This window comes from Natrinema sp. 1APR25-10V2, assembly GCF_031626495.1.
Taxonomy (GTDB): Archaea; Halobacteriota; Halobacteria; order Halobacteriales; family Natrialbaceae; genus Natrinema.
This window is the reverse complement of record NZ_JAMQOJ010000001.1, coordinates 688278-712490: the sequence shown is the minus strand read 5'-3', so window position 1 is coordinate 712490 and position 24213 is coordinate 688278. Positions and strand designations below refer to the sequence as shown.

Sequence of the window (24213 nt, the reverse complement as noted above, 5' to 3'; positions counted from 1 at the left end):
AGTTAATCGTCTCCCGCTTGCGTTTCGTTCGCTTGTGCGTCCGATTCGTCTGCACCGGTCGAGTCGGGGCCCCGATTGGCCCAGTCGCCGTAGAGGAAGGATCGCTCGTAGCCCGCACCCGTCACGGCGTCGCCGATGACGACCAGCGCCGACGCTCGGTACCCAGCTTCCTCGACCTTGTCCGCGATGTCGCCGATCGAGCCGATAATGACGTCCTCGTCCGGCCACGAGGCGTGGTAGATCACCGCGACCGGCGTCTCGGGGTCGTGGTCGTCCTCGAGCAGCCGATCCATCGTGTCACGAACCGCGTGGGTACCGAGGTAGATGCAGGTCGTCACGTCGCCCATCTCGACGAAGTCGGAGATGTGGTCCTCCTCGGGCGTCAGGGTCTTGCCCTGGGGACGGGTGAACGCGACGTGGTTCGAGACCTCGTTCAGCGTCAACTGCGTCCGCAGCGTCGCGCTGGCCGCGAACGCCGACGTGACGCCGGGCACGAAGTAGGTCGGGACGCCCTCGTGTTCCAGGGCGTCCATCTGCTCGAGCGCGGCCCCGTAGATCGCGGGGTCGCCGCTGTGGAGTCGGACGACGTCGTCGCCGTCCTCGTAGGCGTCCCGCATCAGCGGGATCAGTTCCTCGAGGTCCTTCCCGACCGAGTTCACGAGGTCGGCGTGGCCGCAGTACTCGTCGAGCAGTTCGCTGTTGACCAGCGAACCCGCGTGGACGACGAGGTCCGCCGCCTCGAGCAGTTCCTTGCCGGCGACGGTCAGCAGCCGCGGATTGCCGGGCCCGGCGCCGACGAAGGGGATCCCCTCCTGGTCGTCGCCGGCGCTGTGCTCGAAGATCCGGTCGTCCAGTTCCTCGCGGCGGGCCTCGCCCTGTGAATCGATCGCGTCCTGTGGGTCGTTGCGTGTATCGTCAGTCATCGATGTCCTCCGCAATCGCCACCCTCGCAGCCCTCGGCGCGCTCGAGATCGACTACTTCGCCGCCGTCAGTCACCGGCTCACCGTCCGTCGTCGCGTCCTCCGATCCGGTTTCGTCCTCGGTCTGGAACGCGGCCGTCGCCTGTTCGACCTCGAGATCCGCCTTCTCGGCGTAGGCGAGCGTGTAGTAGTCGCGCTCGTCGATCTCCGCAGGGTCGCCGGTAACGAGCGTCTCGCCCTGTTCCATGAACAGCCGGCGGCCGTAGGTGACGTCGTAGCCGGCCTCGACGAGGCCCTCGTGGGTGGCCGGCGCGTCAGTGACCTTGAACAGGATCATCCGGTCCGGACCCGTCGGGCTGTGACCGGCGGCGGCCTCCCGCAGGGAGAGGCCCGCGCCGGCTTCGATTTCGACACCCAATGCGGTCGCGAAAGCCGTCACGGCGCTCACGCCGGGGACGATCTCGAGATCCACGTCCGGATGAAAGGCGTCGATCGTCCGGCGCAGGTGGCCGAACGTCGAGTAGACGTTCGGATCGCCCAACGTGACGAAGGCGACGTCGCCGTCGCGCGCGTTCGGGGCGATCTCCGCCGCGGCCTCCTTCCAGGCCGCTCGCAGCTTCTCCTCGTCTTTCGTCATCGGGAAATCGAGGTCGCCGATCTTCGACTCGTCGACGTGCTCGAGCGCGACGGTCCGAGAGAGCCGACCCGGCGAGTAGACCACGTCGGCGTTTTCGAGCACCTCCTTCCCGCGAACCGTCACGAGGTCAGCCTCGCCGGGGCCGAGTCCGACGCCGTAGAGCGTCATCGATCGACACCCTCCGTCCGCGTTCCGCCGCGTCCATCGGCGGCAACTCTCTCACCGTCGTCCGCGTCCTCGTCTCCGTCCGGCGTCGCGCTCCCGACCAGCGTATAGACCGGATTGTCCGAGTCGAAACTCGTCGCGCCGGCGAGCTCGTAGCCGTGGCTCACCTGAAACTGGACGACTTCCTCGAGCAGGTCGCGCTCGCGGAAGGCCTCGGTCGCCTTGCCGGCGACCTCGAGCCGCGAGACGTTCATCACGACCCGATCGATCTCGGTCTCGACGGCGTGGTCGAGGACGGCCTCGAAGTTGCGGCTTCCGCCAAGGAAGAGCGCGTCAGCGTCGTCGGGCAGCCCCTCGGGCGCTTCCGCGTTGCGGAGTTCGACGTCGGCGCGGATCGACTCCTCGTTCGCGGCGAGGTTCCGCTCGGTCGTCTCGAGGCGCTCGGGTTTCCGCTCGACGGCGGTCACCCGCCCGGCTCGCTGTGCGGCTTCGATCGTGACGGCCCCTGTACAGGAGCCGACCTCCGCGAAGTGGTCGTCCGACTCGAGCGCGAGCTTCGAGCGGACGACGGCCCGGACCTCCGACTTGGTCGGCCCGGCCTTCGCGTCGTGTGGAAGCGCGATGGGTGGCATCACCCGTTGGAACAGAGTCCGCCCCTAAAACAATTTTGTTTGGAGTAGCACAACTCCGGTTGCCCAGATAGAGTTGGAGTAGGACAACGAAAATTGTCGAAACGAACCTGACTGTCGGTCACGGCGACGAGCGGACGACCATACTCGAGCCGACAGTCTGATAGTTCCAGTCCGATCGGCTCGCAGCGTCCCTACCACTCCATGCCGCCGTTGATACCGAGTACCTGGCCGGTCATGTACTCCGCCTGATCGCCGGCGAGGAATCGAACCATGCCGACGATATCCTCGGTTTTCGCGAAGCGGCCGAGCGGGATGTCGTTTCGAATCTTCTCCTGTACCCGTTCGGGGACCTTCTCGAGCATGTCCGTCTCGGTAAAGCCCGGCGCGACGCAGTTGGCCGTCGAGCCGTGGCTGGCGAGTTCGAGCGCCAGCGTCCGGGTGAAGGCGAAGAGACCGCCCTTCGAAGTCGCGTAGTTGGCCTGCCCGTAGTTGCCCTGCTGGCCGACGACGCTCGAGATGTTGATCAGTCGGCCGTGGTCGGAGGTCTTGATGTCCTCGTAGAACGCCTTCGTGCAGTTGAACGTCCCGTTCAAGTTGACGTCGATGACCGTCTGCCAGTCCTCGTAGGTCATGTTCTCGAACGTCCGGTCGATCGTGATCCCGGCGTTGTTGACCAGCACGTCAATCGCGCCGAGTTCCTCCCTGACCTCCGCGGCCATCCGCTCGACCTGTGTCGGGTCGGAGATATCCGCTTGGACCGAAACCGCCGCCTCGCCGTTTTCCTCGATCGTCTCGGTCACCTCGAGCGCTCGCTTTTTCGAGGAGCGATAGTTGACCGCCACGTCGGCACCGCTACGGGCGAGTTCGAACGCGATCTCGCGACCGATTCCACGTGACGACCCGGTAACGAGGCAGGTGCGGTCGGTCAGCGGACGGCGCTCTAGGGGTTCGAGCCGTTGTACAGATTCGGACATACGATTGACACTATCGGCACTGTCCGTTAATTAATTGAGCATCCGTTTCGATCGATGAATTTCTCCGAAGCGTACTAAACGGCCGGTTGAGTCCGGCCGCTCGACATCGCTCCAGGCGGGCCGGCGATGCCCTTCGTCACTGGTCGAGGCGCTCGAGGAACCGATCGAACGCGCCGCTCTCGGCGTGAACGTGGACGTACGTGCCGAGCGACTCGTACTCGGTCAGGCCGTCGTGATCGCCGTCGATGCCGTCGCCGCGGACCGTTTCGAAGGCGAAGCGCGCGTCGCCGTCGACGTCGGCGCTCGAGTAGTGGAACTCGTGGCCCCGGACCGTCTCGCCGGCATCGGCGGTCAGGGTCCCTACGCGGGCCTCGAGTTCGACGTGATCCAGTGCCTGATAGCGGTCGTGCATGGTCACGTCCGCGGGGAGGATTCCGGCCATCTCGCAGCGATCGCCGTCGGCCGTCGTCAGCGACCGGCTCATGGCCATCAGGCCGCCGCACTCGCCGAAGACGGGAAGCCCGCCGGCGGCGCGGTCGCCCAGTTCCGCGAGAGTGCCGGCCGACTCGAGTTCGGCGGCGTGGAGTTCGGGGTAGCCGCCGGGGAGGTAGACCGCGTCGCAGTCGGGGACTGGATCGCCCGCGACGGGCGAGAACGCGACCACTTCGGCCCGCTCGCGGAACCGTTCGATCGTCGCCGGATAGCGGAAACAGAAGGCGGCGTCGCTGGCGACGGCGACCGTGGCGTCGACCGGCTCCGCGCCCGCGGCGTCCGCCGACGGCGTCTCGGGTGCGGGCGGTTCGCTCGCGACGGCTGCCAGTCGTTCAGCCCGTAGCGACCCGGCGGCGTCCCGGAGCGCGTCCCGCGGTAACGCGGCCTCCTCGCCCATCTCCAGTCCCAGATGCCGGTCCGGGATCTCGAGGTCGTCGTTCGGCGGAATCCGACCGAAGTACTCGAGGTCGTCGGGCAGGGCGTCGCGGATCCCCCCTTCGTGGCGGCCGCCGTGAGCGCGCTGGGCGACGATGCCGGCGACCTCGATGTCGCGGTCGATGGTCGCGGCGTACTCCTCGAATCCAAGTGCGGTCGCCGCGACGCTCTCCATCCCCGCCTTGGCGTCGACCACGAGAACGACCGGCAACTCGAGCGTTTCGGCGACCATCGCGGTGCTCGAGCCGTCGCCGTCGTAGAGCCCCATCACGCCCTCGACGACGCAGATATCGCCCTCGCCGCGGTGGTAGTTCCGCCGGAGGCCGTCCTCGCCGCAGAGCCACGAATCGAGCGTGCGAGACGGGCGGCCCGCGACCGCCTCGTGGTGGCTCGGATCGATGAAATCCGGCCCGGCTTTGGCCGGCTGGACCTCGTGGCCGGCGTCCTCGAGCGCTTGAATGATCGACAGCGTCGCGACCGTCTTCCCGACACCGGAGCTGACGCCGCCGAGGACGAACCCCTTCATCGATCGCCCTCCGCCGCTCGAGCGACCGCACCGGTCGATCGGTGTACAGTCATTGTAGTTGGATTAGAACAAGTAGACTTGAAAGCGTCGGTGCTCTCGAGGGTTCGACGGCGAATCGGTGGGAACGCTGGGAATCCGTAGCGCCGTCCCCCGAGAGTCACGTCACTCGTTGGCAAGCGAGAGGACGGTATTGGCGTAGACGTTCGCGCCGGCGACGCAGTCCGCCCAGGCAGTGAATTCGGACTCGTTGTGAGTCTGGCCGTCGACCGACGGCACGAAGATCATCGCGGTCGGCGCGACGTCGCTGACGTACTTCGCGTCGTGACCCGCACCGCTTACGAGCCGCTCGTAATCGACACCTGCCGTTTCCGCAGCGGCGGCGACGGCGTCACAGACGTCCGAATCGAACTCGGTGTGCGGGATCCGCCACACTTCCTCGACGTCCGCGGTGGTTCCGTGCCGTTCGCAGGCCGCCTCGATCTCGCTCTCGGCCAGAGCGACGGCTCGGTCGACGACGTCGTCGTCGTAGGATCGAAGGTCGACGGAGAACGTCGCGCGGTTCGGAATCACGTTGATCGAGTTCGGTTCGACGTCGAACTCGCCGACGGTCGAGACGGCGTCCGCCGAGAGCCGGTTCGGGAGCGCGCCGATAGCGCTGACAGCGTCGGCCGCGGCCGCCATCGCGTCGCGCCGCGTGTGCATCGGCGTCGGACCAGCGTGATCCGATTCGCCGCGTATCGTCACGTTCAGCCACGCGATCCCGTAGACTCCCTCGACGACGCCGACGGCGTTTCCGTGGGTCTCGAGTTTCGGTCCCTGCTCGATGTGGAGTTCGACGTGGCTATGGATGTCGAACGGATCGACCGAGTAGTCGCCGTCGTAGCCGATCCGCTCGAGTTCGTCGCCCAGGCGAACGCCGTCATCGTCGGTCAGGTCCAGCGCGGTCTCGAGGTCGGTTTCGCCGGTGAACACCGCACTGCCGAGCATCGCGTGCTGGAAGCGGGACCCTTCCTCGTTGGTCCAGTCGACGATCTCGATCGGGCGCTTCGTCTCGACGCCCTCCGCCTCCAGGGTTCGGAGGGTCTCGAGCGCCGAGAGGACCCCGAGTTGCCCGTCGAACCGACCGCCGGACGGCTGAGAGTCGAGGTGCGATCCGATCAGAACTGGGGCCGCGTCGGGGTCGATCCCCTCGCGGCGCCCGAACACGTTCCCGATCTCGTCGATCCGAACGTCCAGCCCGAGCGCCGCCAGATCGTCGACGAACCGATCTCGAGCGCGCTTATCTTCGTCCGTCAGCGCGAGACGGTCCAGTCCGCCCGCGTCGGTCGCGCCGATCTCGGAGTACGTCTCGAAGCTCTCCCGGAACCGGCCCTCGTCGATCGTTAGCATACGGGAGTTCGTGACACGAACGCCCTTAGGTCCTCGGAGCCGCGGGACGGCTCGGGCGTTCGGAGCAGCCGCGCGACCGGCGATCAATCGACGAGTTGCGGTTCGAGGCGCCTGTATGTGACGGGCTACCACCACCGACGAACTTAACCGCTCGAGTCGGTTACGGTTCGTCGCTCGAACGATGAACGAAGAACCAGAAACCGACACCGAGCGGCACCTCCGCGAGGCGCTCCGCCACCTGGGCGAGGTACAGGACGACGACGACCTCAGGAAGACTAACGCCGTCGCGCTCGAGGAGGTCTCGAACACGGTTTCGTCCGTGCTGCGCGAATACGAAGGCGACCGGTAGCGCGCATTTCTTTCTCTGCGCCCAGTCGAGTAGCGACGAGCGCCGGCGGTGTCGTCGCTGATTGCCTCACTCGTCGGCCGGTCGGCCGACGTTCGTCCGTCGCCGTCAGTGAGACGGTTTCGTGGACTATCGGATCCGGACCTGACAGTGGGACGACCCGAACGCTTATATTAGTGGGCGCTAATATTAGCAATCGCTAAAATGAGTGGGCGACAGACGAACGAGACGGCGACCGAATCTCGAAACGAGGAGGGGCCCGACTGCTGTTCGGCCGACCATTCCCTGTCAGCGGAAGCGGTCGCCGCCGACGTCCGGACGCTCGCAGCGCTCGGAAACGATACCCGTTACGAAGCCCTTCGGCTCATCGCCGACGCCGACGACGCCGTCTGCGTCTGCGAACTGGAGCCGGTACTCGGAGTGAGCCAGGGAGCGGTCAGCCAGGCCCTCTCACGGCTCTTCGGTGCCGACCTCGTCGACCGACGAAAAGAGGGGCGATGGCGGTACTACACCGCAACGCCGCGTGCGGAACGGCTCCTCCGTGCCCTCGACGACACGAGATCGCTCGAGGCGAACTGACGACGCGCTCACCGACACAGATCGATCACACGATGCACGTTCCACCGACCGATCCGGCCTCGAGACGCACCGACTGGCAGGCGATACTCACCGGCTACGCGCTGGTAGCTGCGGTTCCAGTGGTGCTCTGGGCCGTCGAGAATCCGGCGACCGCCGTCGCGACCCTCGGGGTCGTCGTCGGCCTCGCCGTCGCCGCACGACCAGCCTGGCGATTGGCCCACTGTCTCTACGGCTGTCGGCCCCTCACGGTCGATCTGGCCGGCCGGGTTCGACTCACGATCACTCGTCCACGTACCGATGACTCGAGCTGACCGACGGTTCGAGGGGGTCGACGCGACCGTATGACCGAGGTTTCGATAACCGTAGCGACGGCGGAGACGGACGCTATCGACCGAGTCGAAGCCCTGTTGAAAGCGAACGAGCTCCCGTATCGAGACGTGCGAGCGAAGCCAGGGTGTTTCTTCGTCGCCGTCGACGGGACGGAGTTCATCGGCGTCGGCGGAATCGAACGGTACGAGTCCGACGGGCTCCTCCGGTCAGTCGTGACGAAGCAATCGGTTCGAGGTCGGGGCTACGGGTCCGCAGTATGCGACGAGCTAGAAGCCCACGCTCGAAAGAACGGAATAGCGACGCTATACTTACTGACCACGACAGCAGCGGAGTTTTTCCGACAGCGGGGATACGAAGCGATCGACCGCGAGGAGGCACCCTCGGAGATTCGTGAGACGACCGAGTTCACCGATCTCTGTCCGTCGTCGGCGACCTGTATGAAGAAATCGCTGCGATAGATCGCCGTCCCGGCCGGCTTCTCCGCTCGAGAGCGGTGATTAGACCGACTGTCGAACGGCAAGCACCACGAGATCGGAGAACGGCGTGTCCTCCGGGTCGGTCCCGCCTGTGTAGTCCGACAGTGCCGCGAGCGTAAACCGGTGACTCTCCTCGTCGTCGTGGGTCAGTTTCTCGAGCACCAGCGCCTCGAGATTGGGAGCCGCCCCCCGCTCGAGCAGGAACTGAGCGATGTCGCCGGGCATCCGATCGTAGGGTCGCGGGAGCACGAGCAGGTGCCGCTCGTCGACCGTCGCCGCGGCCGCGAGTCGGTCCATGTCGGACTCGAGGTCGCCGCTCTTGTGGAGCGTGACGAACTCGGTGTCCTCCATCGGCGTCCGGGCGCGGCTGGCAGCCATCTGCAGCGACGAGATACCCGGAACGACGCGGACCGGCCGTGCGTCGGCGTCCCGTTTCTCGGCCGCTCGTTCCACGGCGTCCTGCACCTTGCCGACGAACTGGTAGCCCGAGTGATTCGGGTCGCCCATCGCGACCGCGGTCCCAGACTCGCCGGCCGCGACGCGCTCACCGAATTCCTCGAGCGCCTCGGCTTCGTCCTTGTACCCGCAGGTCAGCAGGTCGGCGTCGGTCAGGTCCTCGACGAACTCCACGACGGTCGTGAAGCCGACGACGACGTCGGCCTCGCGGATCGCCCGCTCGCCGCGAGGGGTGAGATACTCCTGATTCCCCGGGCCGACGCCGACGGCATAGACCGGATCGTCGGCCGATTCGTCGATGTCGGGCTCCGCTGCTCCTGCCGCGAACGTCGCCGGATCCGGCCCTGCGTCGAGGTCGTACTCGCCACTCATCGGTTCGCGCCGGTTTCGGCCCGCGTCTCGGCGTCGAGATCCAACTCGAGTTCGCCGGTTCGGACGTCCTTCGCGACGTGGATCAGCTCGTTCGTCAGTGCGGCGGCGAGCCCGCTGCCGCCGCGGCGGCCGACGTGGGTGATCGCCGGCACGCCGTACGCCTCGCTGACCTCGCGGATGCGCCCGCGGCTCTCCTCGGCCTTGACGAAGCCGACGGGGTTGGCGACGACGACGGCCGGTCGCGTCCCCTGCTCGATACAGTCGGCGAGCGCGAGCGCCGCAGTCGGCGCGTTGCCGATCGTCACGATCGACCCCTCGAAGGCGTCCTCTTTGTCCAACTCGAGCATCGCCGCGGCGGTCCGGGTCATCCCGGTCTCTTCGGCGAGTTCCTTTCCGTGGCCGATGGCCTTCGCGACCTCGCAGTCGTGGCCCCGGCCCGTGACGCCGGCTTTCACCATCGTGATATCGGTGATGATGTCGGCTTCCTCGAGTACTGCTCGAGCGCCGGCCCGAACCGGCGCGTCCTCGTCGTCGCCGACTTCGTCGGTCCCGGTGAACTCGATCAGGTGCTGGAACTCGATGTCGCCCATCGAGTGGACCGACTTCTGACGGATCCGATCAGCGAGAGTCTCGTCCGGCGTGAACTGCCGGACGATGTCCATGCTCGTCTCCGCGATATCCATCGCGTTCTGCGTCGTTGCGCCCAAGTCCGCGTACTCGGTTTCGTATTCCTGGCTGTCGCTCATCGCGTCTCACTCTCCGTGGCTCGAGTATCGTCCGTCGGCCGAACCCGTTCGACCGTCGTCGGACCGCTGTCAGTCATCGTTCGCTACCCCCACGGCCTCGTTGGTCGTCCGCGCTTCCAGATCGCCCTCGACCTCGAGGTTCAGATCGCGCAGGCGGTCGACCGTCTCGTCGTCGGCATCCCACAGATCGCGCTCGATCGCCTCGAGCAGGGTGTCCGTGATGGACTCGAGTGCCCACGGGTTCACGTCTCGCATCCACTCCTGACGATCGTCGTCGAAGGCGAACTTCTCGGCTACTTCCTCCCAGAAGGTATCGCTGACGACGCCAGTCGTGGCGTCCCAGCCGAGCGTCACGTCGACCGTCGTCGAGAGGTCGCCCGCGCCCTTGTAGCCGTGTTCCTCCATTGACTCGAGCCAGTCGGGGTTCAGGACCCGCGACCGCATCGCCTTGCGGACCTTCTCCTCGTTGGTGTAGACGTCGACGTTGTCGGGATCCGAGGAGTCGCCGACGTAGGAAGCCGGCTCCTCGCCCGAAATCTCGCTTACGGCGGAGATGAAGCCGCCGTGGAACGCGTACCAGTCCGAGGAGTCGAACTCGTCTTGCTCCATCGTGTCCTCGAGCTTGACGGTGGCGTCGACGGAAGAGAGCCGCCGTTCGAAGGCGTCGTGGGCGTCCGAAACCCGACCGCGCGACCCCATCGCGTAGCCGCCCCACTGGACGTAGACGGAGGCGAGATCGGAGCGGTCGTCCCAGTTGCCCTCGTCGACCGCCTTGTTCGTCCCGGCACCGTAGCCACCGGGTCGGGTCGTGAAGACGCGGTGGAGAGCCGCTTTGCGGGCGTCCGATTCGTCGAGTCCTTCTTCCTCCTGAAGCTCCGCAGCCTCTTCCTCGACGTGTTTCTTCACGTAGTTCATCTCGTGGGGCTCGTCGAGGTCGACGACCGCGTCCACGGCATCGTGGATGACGCCCGCAGCGGCCGGGAAGGCGTCCCGGAACAGCCCGGAGACGCGGGTCGTCACGTCGACTCGCGGTCGATCGAGTTCCTCGAGCGGGATCGGCTCGACGTCGTCGATCCGGCCCGCGTCGGTCCACTGCGGCTCGACGCCCATCATCGCGAGGACCTGGGCGATGGTCTCGCCGCGGGTGCGCACGGTTGGGGTCCCCCACGCGACGACCCCGACCTCCTCGGGGTACTCGCCGTTCTCCGACTGGTGGCGCTCGAGCACGCCCTCCGCGACTTCGCTCCCGACCTGCCACGCGGCCTTCGCGGGCACCTTCCGGGGGTCGAGCGTGTAGAAGTTCCGCGCGGTCGGCAGTAAGTCGACGCCACCGCGGGTCGGCGCGCCCGACCCGCCCGGCGGGACGTACTCGCCCGAGAGCGCGTCCGCAGTGCGGGGAATCTCGTCTTCGGCCCCCTGCACGCGGGGCTGGGCCTCCTCGCAGATGTAGGCCAGCACCTCCCGGAGATCATCGTGGGCGCGCGATTTGGCCCGCGCGTCGCCGATCGTCTCGAGATCGACGACGAGCAGATTCATGTTCACCTCCTCGTCCTGACCGGCTTCGCGTTCGGATTCCGGCACGTCGAAGTCGTGTTCGGCGAGCGTCTCGAGCAGGTCGACGCTCGTCTCGTAGACCTCGTCGGCGGCCTCGGCGTAGGTCATCCCGAGATCGTCGTCGTACTCGCCGGGCGCGTTCAGCATCGTTTCGTAGTCGACGCCCAGCACGCCGGCCACGCTCTCGCGCAAGCTCGGCGCGCCGGGGTTCTCGAGTCGGGTGAGCGCGACGAGGTACTCCACGAGGCGCTCGTCTGCCGGGGGCTCGGACATCGTATGGAGCCCGAGCCGGATCTGTGTCGTCTTCACGTCGGTCAGATACTCGTGGATTCGCTCGACGAGGTCGTCGATCTCGAGGTCGTCGCCGTCGACGTTGCCCTCAGCCAAGGTCGACCCCGCCTCGTCGGGGCCGCGGACGTCGGCCTTCTCGCCGATGGTTCCTTCGATGCCTAACTCGACAGCGAGGTCCAGTTCCTCGACTTTCTCGCGGATGAGCGCCTCGAGGTGTTCGCCGTCGTCGCTTCGGGCGTCCTCCATGCCGGCTTCGCGGTACTGATTCGCGAGTTCCTCGAGCTCCGAGAGCTCGTCGTAGGTCCCGGCGTTTCGCATGACCGGCGTGAGGTAGTCGACGATGGCGGCGTAGGAGCGCCGTTTCGCCTGCGTCCCCTCACCCGGGTTGTTGACGATATACGGGTAGACGTTCGGGATATCGTCGATCAGCTGATCGGGCGCGCTCTCGCCGTTCAGGCCGACCGTTTTCCCGGGGAGCCACTCGAGGCTGCCGTGGGTCCCGAGGTGAACGACCGCGTCGGTCTCGAAGCTGTTCCGAAGCCAGCCGTAGAAGGCGAAGTAGTCGTGTGGCGGCTGTAGATCGGAGTCGTGATACACTTTCGAGGGGTCCATCCCGAACCCGCGCGGGGGCTGGACAGTGACGAGGACGTTGCCGAACTCGACGCCCGGGATGGCGAACGGCCGATCGGGGACCTCGCCCCACTCCTCGATGATATTCTCCTGGAAGCGCTCGTCGGCTGCCGAAAACCACTCCTCGTAGGTGCCCGGCGACACCACGTCGACCGAGAGGTCGCGAACGTCTTCGGGCGCGACCCAGCGATCCTCGAGCGTGAGCTGTGCGGTCAGCTTCTCGACGAGGGACTGGCCGCTGTCAGGCATATCGTCGCCTAAATCGTAGCCGCGGGCGTCGAGTTCCTCGAGCAGGTTGACGGTCGACTCGGGCGAGTCGAGACCGAACGCGGTCCCGATCCCGTCGTCGCTCGGCGGGTAGTTGTGGAGGACGACGGCGACCCGTTTGTCCTCGTTCGGCGTATGCCGGAGTCGCGCCCAGTTGACCGCCAGCCGGGTGGCGTGGTCGATCCGATCTTCGATCGGGAAGTGGTGTTTCGGCGCGGAGCCGATACCGGCCTCGTCGTCGGTGCGTTCCTTGCCCGAGATCGGATGGGTGATGACGTTGCCGTCGAACTCCGGCAGGGCCACCGAGAGGGCGAGTTCGAAGCCCATCACGCCCGTGTCGCTGGACTCGTAGCGCGAACGGGAGCGCATCGTGGTGACCGTCTGCAGGACGGGGACACCGAGTCGATCGAGGAAGACGTCCTCCGCGGAATCGCCTTCGTCGCTGGCGCTGCGGCCGCGCTCGTCCATCGAGAGAGAGAACATAAAGGAGGAGAGCACGGCGTCGACGACGGGCTGATCCGCGTCGTCGAGAAGCCAGTTGTCGGTCACCCACTCGGCGTCTTCCTGCTCGTCCGTGTCGGTCGCTGGATTGCAAAAGATCGGCAGTGCGTTCGCACCCTGTTCCTCGAGCGCACGGACCTGCGCGTCGACGTAGCGGGTGTTCTCGTGGGTCCAGTGGGACTCGTAGAACCAGACCGCGACCGTCGGCTTTTCGGGGTCGTGGGTCGCGAGCAGGTCCTCGTACTCGATCCCCGGATGGTCAGGGTGATAGACCCCCTCCGTGGGGAGTTCGGTCGGCTCGTCGTACTCGACGTCGCGACCCTCGTACTCCGCCCCGAGGAACCGACAGAGGTTCGCGACGTTGATCGTGCCTCCTTTCTCGAGGTAGTCGTAGACCTGATCGCGATGATCCGCCGAGACCGTCGTATCCTCGACGGCGAAGGCGTCGCCGGTCGCCTTGACGATCAGCGGGACGCCGGCGTCCTCGAGCGCGCCCGTCGCGTAGTCGTAGCCCGGCATGCTGTCTTCGGCCCCGTGCAGCCAGAAGATCGCCGCCGCGGCGTCGTGCAATTCCTCGACGAACTCCTCGACGGCGGCCTCGTCCTCGAGGTCGCTCTCCGAGCGGACCACGAGTTCGATATCCTCGAGGCGGTCGGCGGCCTGCCCGATCGAGCCGAGTTCGTTTTCTGTCGCGGTATATATCCCAATCGTTGTCATCGCGTTTTTAAACCTCTATTGTATTAGCTCAAGTATGGTTGCAAACGCCGGGGGCAAAAAGCTATCGTCACTCCCCTTTCCGGCGATCGTCGGACAGGACGACCTGAAGCGAGTCTTGCTGACCGTCGCGGCAAACGACGGCCTCGACGGAGCCCTGATCGTCGGCGAGAAAGGGACCGCCAAGTCGACCGCCGTACGGGCGCTCGTGGATCTCCTGCCCGAACAGCGGGCCGTCGCCGACTGCCCGTACGGCTGTTCGCCGGACGACCCCGACCTGCAGTGTGCGGACTGTCGAGAGCGCGAGCCCGACGAACTGCCGGTCGAGACGCGGCCGGTTCCCCTCGTCACGCTCCCGCTCGGCGCGACCCGCGACCGCGTCGTCGGCACCCTCTCGGTCGAGGACGCGCTGGCCGGCGAGGCCGACTTCGATCCCGGCCTGCTGGCCCGCGCGAATCGCGGCATCCTCTACGTCGACGAGGTCAATCTGCTCGACGACCACCTCGTCGACGTCGTTCTCGATTCGGCCGCGAGCGGCGTCAATACCGTCGAGCGGGACGGGGTCAGCGTCTCCCATCCCGCGAACTTCACCCTGATCGGGACGATGAACCCCGAGGAAGGCGACCTCCGACCCCAACTTCGCGATCGGTTCGCCCTGCAGGCCACCGTCGAGGGCTGCCGCGAGATCGACGACCGCGTCGAGATCATCGACCGCGCGCTCGAGGCCGACGGCGGTGCAACGGACCCGAAAGCGGAGTACGACGACGAGGTCGCCGCCCTTCGCGACGAACTGGCCGCCGCTCGAGACCGGCTCTCGAGCGTCACTCTCCCGAGCGATTTCAAGGCCGAGATCGCCGAACTCTGCCTCGAGGCCGGCGTCGACGGCCACCGCGGCGACGTGGCCACCGCTCGAACGGCGATGACGCTGGCCGCGCTCGAGGGCCGCGAGACGGTCATCGAGTCCGACGTGTACGAGGCCGCGACGTACGCGCTTCCCCACCGACTCCGGAGCACGCCCTTCGAGGACGAGCCGGAGCTCGACGACCTGCTCGAGGACCGGTTCGACGAGGAGTCGCCGGAGGAGGCCGACGGAGACAGCGAACGCGACGAGAGCGACGCGGACGAGGGCGACGGTGACGAGAAAGTCGAATCCGCCTCCGAGGACGGCGACGAATCCGATGATCGCGAGGGTGAGCGTGACGAAGGAGTCCAGAGAGGGGATGAAGACGGTTCGAGCGACGATATCGACGCCGAATCGGACGGCGGAAACGGCGACGATGCCGGCTCCGAACCGCGACCGGAGGACGGCGAGCGACCGGCGTCGGCGAATCAATCGCCCGCGGAAGCCGGCGACGGCGGTTCTGACGACTCGAGCGACCGCGAATCTGACTCGGAATCGGACGACTCACCCGACGACGGCGAGGACGAGACCGCCCAGCCGCTGGTCCCCGGCCAGCAGCGGGCCGAGATCGGCGAGGCGCGGGCACCCGACCTCGAGACCGAAACGGTCGAGAGCGGCGACGGTACAGCGGCGACTGGTTCACGCGCGAGTACCGCACTCAGCGTCGACAATCGGGGCGCTCGCGTCCGCACCGAGCCCGCGTCCGGCGAGGGGCCGATCGACGCCGCGGCGTCGGTCCGGTCGGCCGCGGCCCGCGGCGAATCCCGGGTCGGGAAACAGGACCTCCGGCAGTCCGTGCGAACCGGCGAGACATCGGTAACAATCGTCTTCGCTGTCGACGCCAGCGCCTCGATGCGGCCGGCGATGCGGACCGCGAAAGGCGTCGTCCTCGAGTTGCTGCGCGACAGCTACGAACGGCGCGATCGGGTCGCGTTCGTCGCGTTCGCCGGTGAGAACGCCGACGTGTTGCTGCCGCCGACCGACAGCGTCTCGCTGGCCGCTCGCCACCTCAAAGATCTCCCTTCGGGCGATCGGACGCCGCTCCCCGCGGGGCTCGAGACCTCGCGACGAGTCATAGAGCGGACCGATACCGACGCCTCGGTGGTCGTCCTCGTCACCGACGGCCGGGCGAACGTCGCCGACGGAAGCCCGACGGACGCGACGCGCACCGCGGCCCGCGCGCTCGCGACCGACGATGCGCGAGTCGTGGTCGTCGACGCCGGCGACGACTCCCGCGCGGGCCTCTCGGAACTGGTCGCGACCGAAACCGAGGGCGAACTGGTCGACCTCGATTCGCTGTCGGCCGAGACGGTGCGAGCCGCAGCCGAGCGCGCAGCGATCGAAAAGCGGCGATAGCGCCGCCAGAAGCGACGAGCCGCTGAGGTATACTGGATCCGACGGATCGCATAGCGGTCGATTTACGGCGCTTCGTTCCGTCGGGTGTGGCAGTGAGTCGCATCAACTGTCCGGAGTGCCTGACCGAATCCGGCGTCGAAATCGAGCGCACTCTGCTCGAGTCCGGGCTCGAGAAGACCTTCGAGTGCGAGGACTGCGGCCACGTCTGGTCCGTCCTCTTCTGAGCGGCTCGAGCGGCGGACGATGGAGGTTCTCCAAACGATCGTCCGAAGATTCGCCGGCCACGGATCAACACCCCTATGAGCTACCTCTGCCGTTATCCGACGAGAATCGATGACGGGGGACGAGACAGTCGCCGACGGGGCCGTCGGCGACGAGATCGAGTATGGCATCGACGACCGGCCGCCGCTTGGCGAATCGCTCGTGCTGGGGATCCAGCACTACCTGACGATGGTGGGCGCGAACATCGCAGTTCCACTGATCCTTGCAGGGGCGATGGGAATGCCTCCGGACGTGACTGCCCGGTTCGTCGGCACGTTCTTCGTCGTCTCCGGGATCGCGACGCTCGCCCAGACGACCTTCGGAAACCGGTATCCGATCGTTCAGGGCGCGCCGTTCTCCATGCTCGCGCCGGCGCTGGCGATCGTCGGCGTCGTGACTGCGGGCGGCGTGGCAGGACAACCGAACTGGGAGGCCGCACTACTGCAACTTCAGGGGGCGATCATCGTCGCAGCGACCGCCGAGGTCGCGATGGGATACTTCGGGCTGGTCGGACGACTGCGCCGGTTCCTCTCGCCCGTCGTCATCGCGCCGACGATCGCGCTGATCGGGCTCTCGCTGTTCAGCGCACCGCAGATCACGACGGCGAACCAGAGCTGGTGGCTGCTCGGGCTCACGCTCGGCCTCATCCTGCTGTTCTCGCAGTATCTCGACGTTCGGCACAAGGCGTTCCGACTCTACCCGGTCATTCTGGCGCTCGTTATCGCCTGGGTCGTCGCCGCGGCGCTGTCGGTCACCGGTGTCATCGGCGGCGGCCATCCGGGATTCGTCGATCTCGGTCAGGTCACGGACACCCGGCCGCTGCTGCCGATCTACCCCTTCCAGTGGGGGATGCCGCAGGTGACGACGGCGTTCGTCATCGGGATGTTCGCCGGCGTGCTGGCCTCGATCGTCGAGAGCATCGGCGACTACTACGCGGTGGCGAACCTCTCGGGATCGGGCGCGCCCAGCGAAAAGCGAATCAACCACGGCATCGGCATGGAAGGGCTGATGAACGTCTTCGCGGGGATCATGGGTACCGGCGGTTCCACGTCGTACTCCGAGAACATCGGCGCGATCGGGCTGACCGGCGTCGCCTCGAGGTACGTCGTCCAGCTCGGGGCCGCCGTCATGCTCGTGGTCGGCTTCGTCGGCTACTTCGGTCAGCTGATCGCGACGATTCCCGACCCGATCGTCGGCGGCCTGTTCATCGCCATGTTCGGCCAGATCGTCGCCGTCGGCATCTCGAACCTGCGCCACGTCGATCTCGACTCCTCGAGAAACACCTTCGTCGTCGGCTTCGCGCTGTTCGTCGGGCTGGCGATCCCGGCCTACATGGGCAACTTCGAGAGCACGATCGCGTTCCGCGAGGCCGTGGGTCTCGCGAGTGTTTCCGCTGCGCCCCCGCTCGAGGCCGCCGCACAGGCCGTCGTCGACACGATCTACATCATCGGCTCGACCGGGATGGCCGTCGGCGGGCTCGCGGCGCTCGTCCTCGACAACACGATCCCGGGCTCGCGGGAGGAACGCGGCCTCGCGGCCTGGGACCGGATCACGGAAGACGAATCCGAGTTCGACTCGGTCTGGGACCGCTGGCTCGGGGCCGACTCGAGCGCGGACCGCTGAGCGCGGCGAGGCCACGCTCTCGCTCGAGAACTCGTCTCACGACGCGCCAGCGCAACCACTCATTCTAAGAGCGAGCAGCCCTTGAGACGGATCATGGCAGAACTCGCGCTCGAGGACGGCTCCATCTACTACGAGACCACCGGCGACGGCCCGCCACTGGTGTTCGTCCACGGCGGCTGGATGAACGGCGAGACCTGGCAGCCACAGGTCGAACACTTCGCCGACGACTACCGCGTCGTCACCCTCGACGTTCGGGGCCACGGCGAGACCGGCGCGACCGACCCCGATCAGTACTCGATCGAACTCTTTACCGACGATCTCGAGGCGCTGCTGTTCGATCTCGATATCGAACAACCGTCCCTCTGCGGGCTCTCGCTCGGCTCGATGGTCGTCCAAGAATATTTGGACCGCCACCCCGAGGGGGCGACGGGCGCGATCATGGGCGGTGCGGTCCGGTCGATGCCGCCGGTCGATATGCCGGCAGGGCTGAAGCCGCTCTGGACGCCGGTACCGGCGCTGACCGCGTCGCTGTCGCTGACGGGGACGGCGGGGACGTTTCAGTCGATGCTGTACTCGATTCAGGCGACGACCGGCGAGCGGTGGCTGTCGGTCGATCCAGAGGTACGGGCCGAGGCGATCGCCGACGTCGGCGACATCTCGACGGCCGAGTTCCGCAAAATCTTCGACGCGCTCTACCGGTACGACCCCCCCGAACTGACCGGCGTCGAGACGCCGGCGCTCGTAGTCCACGGCGAGCAGGAGGCCCCGCTGGTCAAGCGACAGGGCCGGCAAATCGTCTCCGCGGTCGCCGACGGCGACCGACTGGAACTGTCCGATTCGGGCCACCTCGTCAATCAGGATCGGCCGAACGCGTTCAACACGGTGGCGGCAGACTTCCTCGAGCGGCTACCGGCGACCTAACGCCAGGTTTCGACCGTTTAGCACTCGTCTCGAGACGTATCAGCTCGTTCCAAAATCTGTCACTCTAGCTCTCACGCGAGAGTCACTGTCAAGGGTCCAATGCAATTTGGCGATACCCCGAAGGCAGTAACCACCCTATACTGAGGTGGAACCACCACCTTCGTCGAATCATACCCACTACATTATGAGTAGTCAATGTCCGGACACTGACAGCGTCGACGCTACGCCATCGCCCGCGAACTGGACGAGCATCTCGAAGCACGTATTGAATAGCTATCTCGAGGCGAACAACGCCCTCCTCGCGGCAATGGGGTTCTCCTCGACCGGGGAGGAATCGCTGTCGCAGTCGGAGCCGGCGAGGGCCGGAACGGCGACTACGGAGTCAGTCCCCGAGGTCGCGTTCGGTGACGAGACCTGGGTCGTGGAACGCTCGACGGACGAGTACGAATCGCTCGGCGTCGGCGACTACGTCCGCTTCAGCAAGCCGATCGCGGACACCGACGTAACCGCGTTCGCGCAGGTCTCCGGCGACACCAACCGGCTTCACCTCGAGTCGGACTTCGCGGAGGATACCCAGTTCGGCGGCCGAATCGCCCACGGCACCCTCGTCGCCGGTACGATCAGCGCCGCGCTGGCTCGACTGCCAGGCGTGACGGTCTACCTCTCGCAGGACCTCGAGTTCACCGGGCCGGTCCGGATCGGCGAAACAGTCACCGCCGAGTGCGAGATCGTCGAGGACCTCGGCGGCGATCGGTATCGGCTCCACACGCGGGTCTTCGGCGAGGACGACGAACCGGTCATCGACGGTGAGGCCGTCGTCATCATCAACGACTCGCCCGAAACGTAACGGGCCGATGCGGTCCGACGCAGACTCGAGAGAGCGCTACCAGCGACGCGGACCGCGACGGTCACTCGTAGTCCGTTCCGAGAAAGGGGATTTCGGTAGCCGCTGCTCTTGCTCGTGATTTCGTCGGGGCCGTTGCTCTGCTGCAATCGTCTCCGCCGTAGTAGAAAAAAACCGGCGTTCCTACCAGATATACTTTAAAATCATCGAGCCACCATCTTCGCGTGGCCGTGACTACCACCAGACCTATTACTACCACGCCCACAACCAGTGTCCGACCATGACCGATCGGCCGCCATCACCGTCGACACCGACGACTGGCCCCGCGACCGCCGACACGACTCTCGAGGGCGACATCGTCGCGACGACGGCCCAGCTGACCGACGCTATCGAGGACGCGCTGGGCTGTCGCCTCGACGACTCCGTCTTCGAGGACCTCCTGCTCGAACTCGATCGCCGTGACTACGTCGACTGGGTGACCATCACCCGGCGCGGCGACTACGTCTGGGACCTCTCCGACTCGCCCGACCGGATCGGCGAGGCCATCGCTGAGGCCGTCGTCGACCGACTCGAGTCGTGGCTCGCGAACGCAGACTGAGCGCTCGGCTCAGAACGGGAGCTCACTGGTTTCGACGTCGTCTCGGACTCGAGAAAGCTAAACCACGATCGTAACGGAGTTGCTCCCTGATTCAAATGCTTCGCGGTTCACTGCTCGAGGCTCGAGAATTTGCTCGCCGCGAGAAGTGGGCGCTACAGGTGCGTCAACCCACCCTAGTTATTATCCACGCGGAGTATAAGCTGACAAATTTACACCCGTCCTATCCAAACTAATACAATAAGAAGGCAATAAGTCTAGTGCATACAGGATAGTATATGACACCCCCAATCTACTCATATGGATCTCCATTGAGTACATCCAGCATACATTAGATCGTGAAAGCATCATCGAGAACGTGTCTTGTAGTCTCCCCACGGATCATCTCCGGGTGATCTACCGCGACCGCGAGGATTGCACGATTAATCTTCACCCGATGTGCGTAGGAGACGCAAGAGTGTTGGGCGTCAACGAGCAGTGCTTCCGCTTCGCCTTTATCTGGTACGTGGAATACGATTTCGTCGAATTCGTCCATACCATCACTAATGTGGTAAAATTCAAATGTTTGTTGTATGAAATATTCGTTCTGTGCGCAGTTCTTCCTGAGAAGATTCCCTTACTAGTCGCGGAGTTCTCGTAGAAAGTCACTGATAACGCGTCGTGTAACTGCGTTCAACACAGATGTAAACTGAGACCGCTGCTTCCACCTTCTACCGAAGATGTCGACGGGGTCATGTTAAATAGAGAGTATGAGTCCAGTTGATTCCACCCTAACTGCGGAGTATCAACTGCCAAGTAGGCATGCGAACTGATCAACGAGAAACTATCTCTCTTCCCCTATGAGCAATAGTTAACTCAGATCCTCACACAGGACCAGATATGACGAAGGAAGGTGAGAGACAGCGGGCAGCAGCAGTCTGTGAAAACTGTGGGACTGCCCATGCAGTGCGTCTCGGGCCTGACGGCGAAATACGGCCAATTGGGAGTGGACGAGATGAAACTTGTACATGTGACGATGGTGATCTCCGTATTCTCAGCAACGATGGGTCCGTTCTCGAAGACGTAGATATGTAGAACAAAGAGGAAGCCGAGTGTACGGTATCTATATCCTCTGTACTTAGCGAACACCACCTTCGCAAATTGACCAGAGCCTCGGGCCACATTCGCGCCCTGTCTCTTGCAGAGACGCAGCGAACTACCGAATAGCTGTCAGAAGGAGCGTACGAGATATAGGGGAGGTACGTACCAGCCAGTACAAGTGGATTGATAGCTCTAAGCGCCCAACCCTTCTGCAAATACTACAGAAAACCCGACTTGAAATGCCTGTTTCTGGTCAGTATTCTGAATCGTTTTGGGCGGACAATCCCATCGTTATCAGTCGCCGGAGCAACACGACAATCCCGTTTTCGAGGCCTTTCGCAAAGACGGCCTGCTCTTTCACCTTCTCATTGTCGGCATTGGGATAGTAAGTCCCAATCAGGAGCGTCTCACGGTCGACGAGCAGGAGGCGACTGATCGCGACTTCATCGTCACTCACCTTCCCAGTGAGCCAGTCAAGACCAGTTTCGAACACGCTAACTGTGGGAAGTTCCGTCCCAAGTTGTGCCGTGATCGTATCCGTTTTCCCGCCAAGCATGAGCGAGAGATCGCGATCAACTGCCATGTGTAGCCCCTCAAACATCTGTTCCGACAGGAGAGCATCGTCGACGACGACGAACACAATCTCGGTCTCGGCTTCATCAATGAGTTCGTGCGTTCGCGACTCAATTGCCTCATGGCCCGACAGCGACCAAACCTCTTGGACGTGGTCCTCGCCCTCCGTTTCCTGAGCATCCGTGTTTTGAAGATGACCCTTGAGAGACTCAATGCGATCAGTATACTGCTTCGCAAGGGTCTGTGTCGCCTCATCAATGCTCACAGCGCGATAGACCTGCGGATTTGAATGTCGCACTTCGACCAATCCCTTTGACTCCAGCACCCTCACCGCGTCGTACACTCTCGTCCGCGGTACCTCGGAGATCTCGTGGATCTCCTTTGCTGTGGCAGTCGAGAGTTGATTTAATGCCACGAAACAGCGAGCTTCGTACTCCTGCAGCCCAAGTTCTTGCAATAGATCAATCGCTTCTTGTATCGGTTCGTTCCCGATCATGGCCCAACCACGTACATAGTCTAACAGACCACATACGGTCTGCAGATGAAAAAGGGGTTGGGTTCCTGTCTCATGGGAAAGTTACAAGATACAGTAGGTATTGCCATTCTCTGTTACTCATTTCCTCACACAATCTATTTACGACGCGCCCACAAACGAAAGACTGGCGAGTCCTGTTACTAGCCCAACCACGACGGGACTCGTCATTTCCTACTGTGTATAGTTTAGACATTTCTCCGAACACTGTGATGAGGAGTAGAGATGATAGGTTGAATACTCCATGTTGGAGCACAGGTACACGATATTTCGATTATGACTTATCGTGCTTGACCGCCAACTGGCAATATGAGCATTATTGCCGAGTTCTCCGTCAAATCGGATGATCTTGCGTTGCACCACGCACTCACAGCGGCCCCAGAGATGGTCGTCGAGATCGAACAAGTAGTGGCGACGATGGAAGATCGGATCATGCCGTATTTCTGGGTGAGTGGTGGTAATCACGCGGAGTTCGAAGAGGCGTTTCAGGACGACGAATCCGTGACGAACGCGACCGGTATCGACGAAGTAGAAGGGGCGAAATTGTACCGTGGCGAGTGGACGAAAAACGTTGAGACCATCATCTATGCATATGTCGAACTCGGGGCGACGCTCATACAAGCAATCGGAAAAGCCGAGAACTGGGAATTACGGATGCGATTCGACAGTCAGGACTCCCTCTCAGAATTTCAAGAGTACTGTGATAAGAACGATATTTCGTACGAACTCAAATCGATCAAAGAACAGGAACAGACGATGGCGAGTGCTCAGTACGACCTCACACCGAAGCAACGCGAGACGCTGGTCACTGCGCTCGAAGCAGGCTATTACGAGGCCCCTCGAACAGTGACAATGCGTGAACTGGCGGATCAAATGGGGATTGCCCAACAAACACTCTCGAACCGATTTCGCGCTGCACACAACAATCTCATTACCAGTACGTTAACCATCAGCCATCCAGATGAGGACGAGGATGAGGAATAATTCTTCAGTGACGGACTGTCTGGACTTCACCACTGGGGTTAGTACTATACAGCACTTCTCCTCTTACGTAGAGAGGCGTTTCCTTCTTTCGTGGTTGGGTCAATTACTGAGTTCGACACGGTTCTCCGACTGTGTCAAGAGCAGCACCGTCGTATCATCCTCGCAACACTCTCGCATGAGAAGCGGTCGTTAACGGTAACCGATCTCACGAAGACGATCCTCAAACACAATCATCACACACCTCTTGCAGAGGTTCCCGAAGAAGAAGCGAAACAGATTCGGCTGACGTTGCACCACGTGCATCTCCCGAAGTTGGCGGATCACTCGCTCGTCAACTACGATCAGGAACAGCAACTGGTGCAACCGACTCCCCAGTTCGATCAGTTAGAGCCCCAGCTCTCAACCATCATTGATGCTGATCCCGATATTGAAACACCAATTGCACTGTGAGATCGGTCAGAATCGCCATTTAAATAACCGGAACTTTGATGATTTCAGTATTCTGCAGCACGTAGACGACGGTCTGTATGCACATCTACTGCACGACTAATTCGGCTCTGATCTCTGTGAAATAACTTCGCTTCTACGACACACCCCTCATTGTGAGTGAATGGCCGATCACTAAGTACAGGTGAAATACTGCGCAAAGTCTTCTGTCTCAATCAACCCTCACCTACGATGAGTGAGAACGGGACTTTTTGTACAGCGTACATCCTGATGTTCAGACACTAGTTCAAGATGAGGTCTTATCTCGTCAAAACAGGGGCCCTGTACTACAAGATTGTTATCTTGATTCCACTCGATGAATCCATACTCTGCTAACTTGGGAAGGTGGATATGGTGCATCCCAATTGAGTACTCATCCGCTTCTGCAATCGTTCGACAACTGGATAGATGTCTCTGAAGGAGGTTCTCGTCCCCTTCTGCAATCTCCCGAGAAAGGCCAGACGGTTCTGGGATGTGTTGAGAGCTATATAACAATTTCACTAATAACTGTCGTCGATGATTGTCTACCAATGCTTCAAACATATCATCAGTGTTGGCCATCTCATATCCCTCGAATCCACTCCCTCCCCCATAATCTTAAATACCTATCATTTTCACAGGTGG

General features: G+C 63.6%; 23 protein-coding genes. 12 read left to right on the top strand and 11 right to left on the bottom strand.

The features are described from left to right. Window positions 1–2: 2 nt before the first annotated feature. From NDO75_RS03720 to NDO75_RS03695, 6 genes are all read right to left on the bottom strand, one after another. Window positions 3–923, bottom strand: coding sequence for a cobalt-precorrin-4/precorrin-4 C(11)-methyltransferase (locus tag NDO75_RS03720; RefSeq protein WP_310904749.1), 921 nt, complete (start codon window positions 921–923; stop codon window positions 3–5). Next, on the bottom strand, window positions 920–1726 hold the full coding sequence (locus tag NDO75_RS03715; protein ID WP_310904748.1) for a cobalt-factor II C(20)-methyltransferase: 807 nt from the start codon (window positions 1724–1726) through the stop codon (window positions 920–922). Before NDO75_RS03715 ends, NDO75_RS03720 begins: the two co-directional genes overlap by 4 nt. Beyond that, window positions 1723–2355 (bottom strand): precorrin-6Y C5,15-methyltransferase (decarboxylating) subunit CbiT, encoded by a 633-nt coding sequence (gene cbiT / locus NDO75_RS03710; RefSeq protein ID WP_310904747.1) that lies wholly within the window; start codon window positions 2353–2355, stop codon window positions 1723–1725. The genes NDO75_RS03715 and cbiT overlap by 4 nt, the downstream gene beginning before the upstream one ends. A gap of 191 nt (window positions 2356–2546) precedes the next feature. Then, window positions 2547–3329 (bottom strand): 3-oxoacyl-ACP reductase family protein, encoded by a 783-nt coding sequence (locus NDO75_RS03705; RefSeq protein ID WP_310904746.1) that lies wholly within the window; start codon window positions 3327–3329, stop codon window positions 2547–2549. Between the two features lie 136 nt (window positions 3330–3465). Continuing rightward, on the bottom strand, window positions 3466–4782 hold the full coding sequence (locus NDO75_RS03700) for a cobyrinic acid a,c-diamide synthase (RefSeq protein ID WP_310904745.1): 1317 nt from the start codon (window positions 4780–4782) through the stop codon (window positions 3466–3468). Between the two features lie 162 nt (window positions 4783–4944). Further along, window positions 4945–6171, bottom strand: a complete 1227-nt coding sequence (locus NDO75_RS03695) for a Zn-dependent hydrolase (RefSeq protein WP_310904744.1) — start codon at window positions 6169–6171, stop codon at window positions 4945–4947. Window positions 6172–6352: 181 nt separating this feature from the next. Between NDO75_RS03695 and NDO75_RS03690 the strand changes: the two genes are divergently transcribed. The 4 genes from NDO75_RS03690 to arsN2 all read left to right on the top strand — a co-directional run bounded on the left by NDO75_RS03690 (window position 6353) and on the right by arsN2 (window position 7884). Further along, window positions 6353–6520 (top strand): hypothetical protein, encoded by a 168-nt coding sequence (locus tag NDO75_RS03690; protein WP_310904743.1) that lies wholly within the window; start codon window positions 6353–6355, stop codon window positions 6518–6520. 201 nt (window positions 6521–6721) lie between these two features. Then, window positions 6722–7096, top strand: a complete 375-nt coding sequence (locus tag NDO75_RS03685) for a metalloregulator ArsR/SmtB family transcription factor (RefSeq protein ID WP_310904742.1) — start codon at window positions 6722–6724, stop codon at window positions 7094–7096. Window positions 7097–7128: 32 nt separating this feature from the next. Next, the gene (locus NDO75_RS03680; protein WP_310904741.1) at window positions 7129–7407 is read left to right on the top strand and encodes a hypothetical protein; all 279 of its coding nucleotides are present in this window, start codon (window positions 7129–7131) and stop codon (window positions 7405–7407) included. 30 nt (window positions 7408–7437) lie between these two features. Next, window positions 7438–7884 (top strand): arsenic resistance N-acetyltransferase ArsN2, encoded by a 447-nt coding sequence (gene arsN2 / locus NDO75_RS03675; protein ID WP_310904740.1) that lies wholly within the window; start codon window positions 7438–7440, stop codon window positions 7882–7884. A 39-nt stretch (window positions 7885–7923) separates the two neighbouring features. On the opposite strand, the gene NDO75_RS03670 is transcribed toward arsN2, so the two are convergent. The 3 genes from NDO75_RS03670 to cobN all read right to left on the bottom strand — a co-directional run bounded on the left by NDO75_RS03670 (window position 7924) and on the right by cobN (window position 13436). Beyond that, window positions 7924–8730: a cobalt-precorrin-7 (C(5))-methyltransferase gene (locus NDO75_RS03670; RefSeq protein WP_310904739.1), complete on the bottom strand. Its 807-nt coding sequence runs from the start codon at window positions 8728–8730 to the stop codon at window positions 7924–7926. Further along, window positions 8727–9476: a precorrin-8X methylmutase gene (locus tag NDO75_RS03665; protein WP_310904738.1), complete on the bottom strand. Its 750-nt coding sequence runs from the start codon at window positions 9474–9476 to the stop codon at window positions 8727–8729. Before NDO75_RS03665 ends, NDO75_RS03670 begins: the two co-directional genes overlap by 4 nt. Before the next feature lie 69 nt (window positions 9477–9545). Beyond that, the gene (gene cobN, locus NDO75_RS03660) at window positions 9546–13436 is read right to left on the bottom strand and encodes a cobaltochelatase subunit CobN (protein ID WP_310904737.1); all 3891 of its coding nucleotides are present in this window, start codon (window positions 13434–13436) and stop codon (window positions 9546–9548) included. A gap of 34 nt (window positions 13437–13470) precedes the next feature. Here cobN and NDO75_RS03655 point away from each other — a divergent pair, with 34 nt between their 5' ends. The 6 genes from NDO75_RS03655 (at window position 13471) to NDO75_RS03630 (ending at window position 19937) form a co-directional block, all read left to right on the top strand. Continuing rightward, window positions 13471–15690, top strand: coding sequence for a VWA domain-containing protein (locus NDO75_RS03655; protein WP_310904736.1), 2220 nt, complete (start codon window positions 13471–13473; stop codon window positions 15688–15690). A gap of 92 nt (window positions 15691–15782) precedes the next feature. After that, window positions 15783–15914 carry a hypothetical protein gene (locus NDO75_RS03650; RefSeq protein WP_310904735.1) on the top strand — a complete coding sequence of 44 codons (132 nt, stop codon included), beginning with the start codon at window positions 15783–15785 and terminating at the stop codon, window positions 15912–15914. A gap of 109 nt (window positions 15915–16023) precedes the next feature. Beyond that, the gene (locus NDO75_RS03645; RefSeq protein ID WP_310904734.1) at window positions 16024–17574 is read left to right on the top strand and encodes a solute carrier family 23 protein; all 1551 of its coding nucleotides are present in this window, start codon (window positions 16024–16026) and stop codon (window positions 17572–17574) included. Window positions 17575–17667: 93 nt separating this feature from the next. Further along, complete coding sequence (locus NDO75_RS03640) at window positions 17668–18495, top strand: alpha/beta hydrolase (RefSeq protein ID WP_310904733.1); 828 nt, start codon at window positions 17668–17670, stop codon at window positions 18493–18495. Between the two features lie 184 nt (window positions 18496–18679). Further along, window positions 18680–19342, top strand: a complete 663-nt coding sequence (locus NDO75_RS03635) for a MaoC family dehydratase (RefSeq protein WP_310904732.1) — start codon at window positions 18680–18682, stop codon at window positions 19340–19342. A gap of 277 nt (window positions 19343–19619) precedes the next feature. Further along, complete coding sequence (locus tag NDO75_RS03630; protein ID WP_310904731.1) at window positions 19620–19937, top strand: hypothetical protein; 318 nt, start codon at window positions 19620–19622, stop codon at window positions 19935–19937. A 328-nt stretch (window positions 19938–20265) separates the two neighbouring features. On the opposite strand, the gene NDO75_RS03625 is transcribed toward NDO75_RS03630, so the two are convergent. Together NDO75_RS03625 and NDO75_RS03620 are read right to left on the bottom strand one after the other, a co-directional pair. After that, window positions 20266–20469, bottom strand: coding sequence for a hypothetical protein (locus NDO75_RS03625; protein WP_310904730.1), 204 nt, complete (start codon window positions 20467–20469; stop codon window positions 20266–20268). A 798-nt stretch (window positions 20470–21267) separates the two neighbouring features. Beyond that, complete coding sequence (locus NDO75_RS03620; RefSeq protein WP_310904729.1) at window positions 21268–22083, bottom strand: helix-turn-helix domain-containing protein; 816 nt, start codon at window positions 22081–22083, stop codon at window positions 21268–21270. 345 nt (window positions 22084–22428) lie between these two features. Between NDO75_RS03620 and NDO75_RS03615 the strand changes: the two genes are divergently transcribed. Together NDO75_RS03615 and NDO75_RS03610 are read left to right on the top strand one after the other, a co-directional pair. Next, window positions 22429–23103: a helix-turn-helix domain-containing protein gene (locus NDO75_RS03615; RefSeq protein WP_310904728.1), complete on the top strand. Its 675-nt coding sequence runs from the start codon at window positions 22429–22431 to the stop codon at window positions 23101–23103. A 90-nt stretch (window positions 23104–23193) separates the two neighbouring features. Then, window positions 23194–23553: a hypothetical protein gene (locus tag NDO75_RS03610; RefSeq protein WP_310904727.1), complete on the top strand. Its 360-nt coding sequence runs from the start codon at window positions 23194–23196 to the stop codon at window positions 23551–23553. Window positions 23554–24213: the final 660 nt, after the last annotated feature.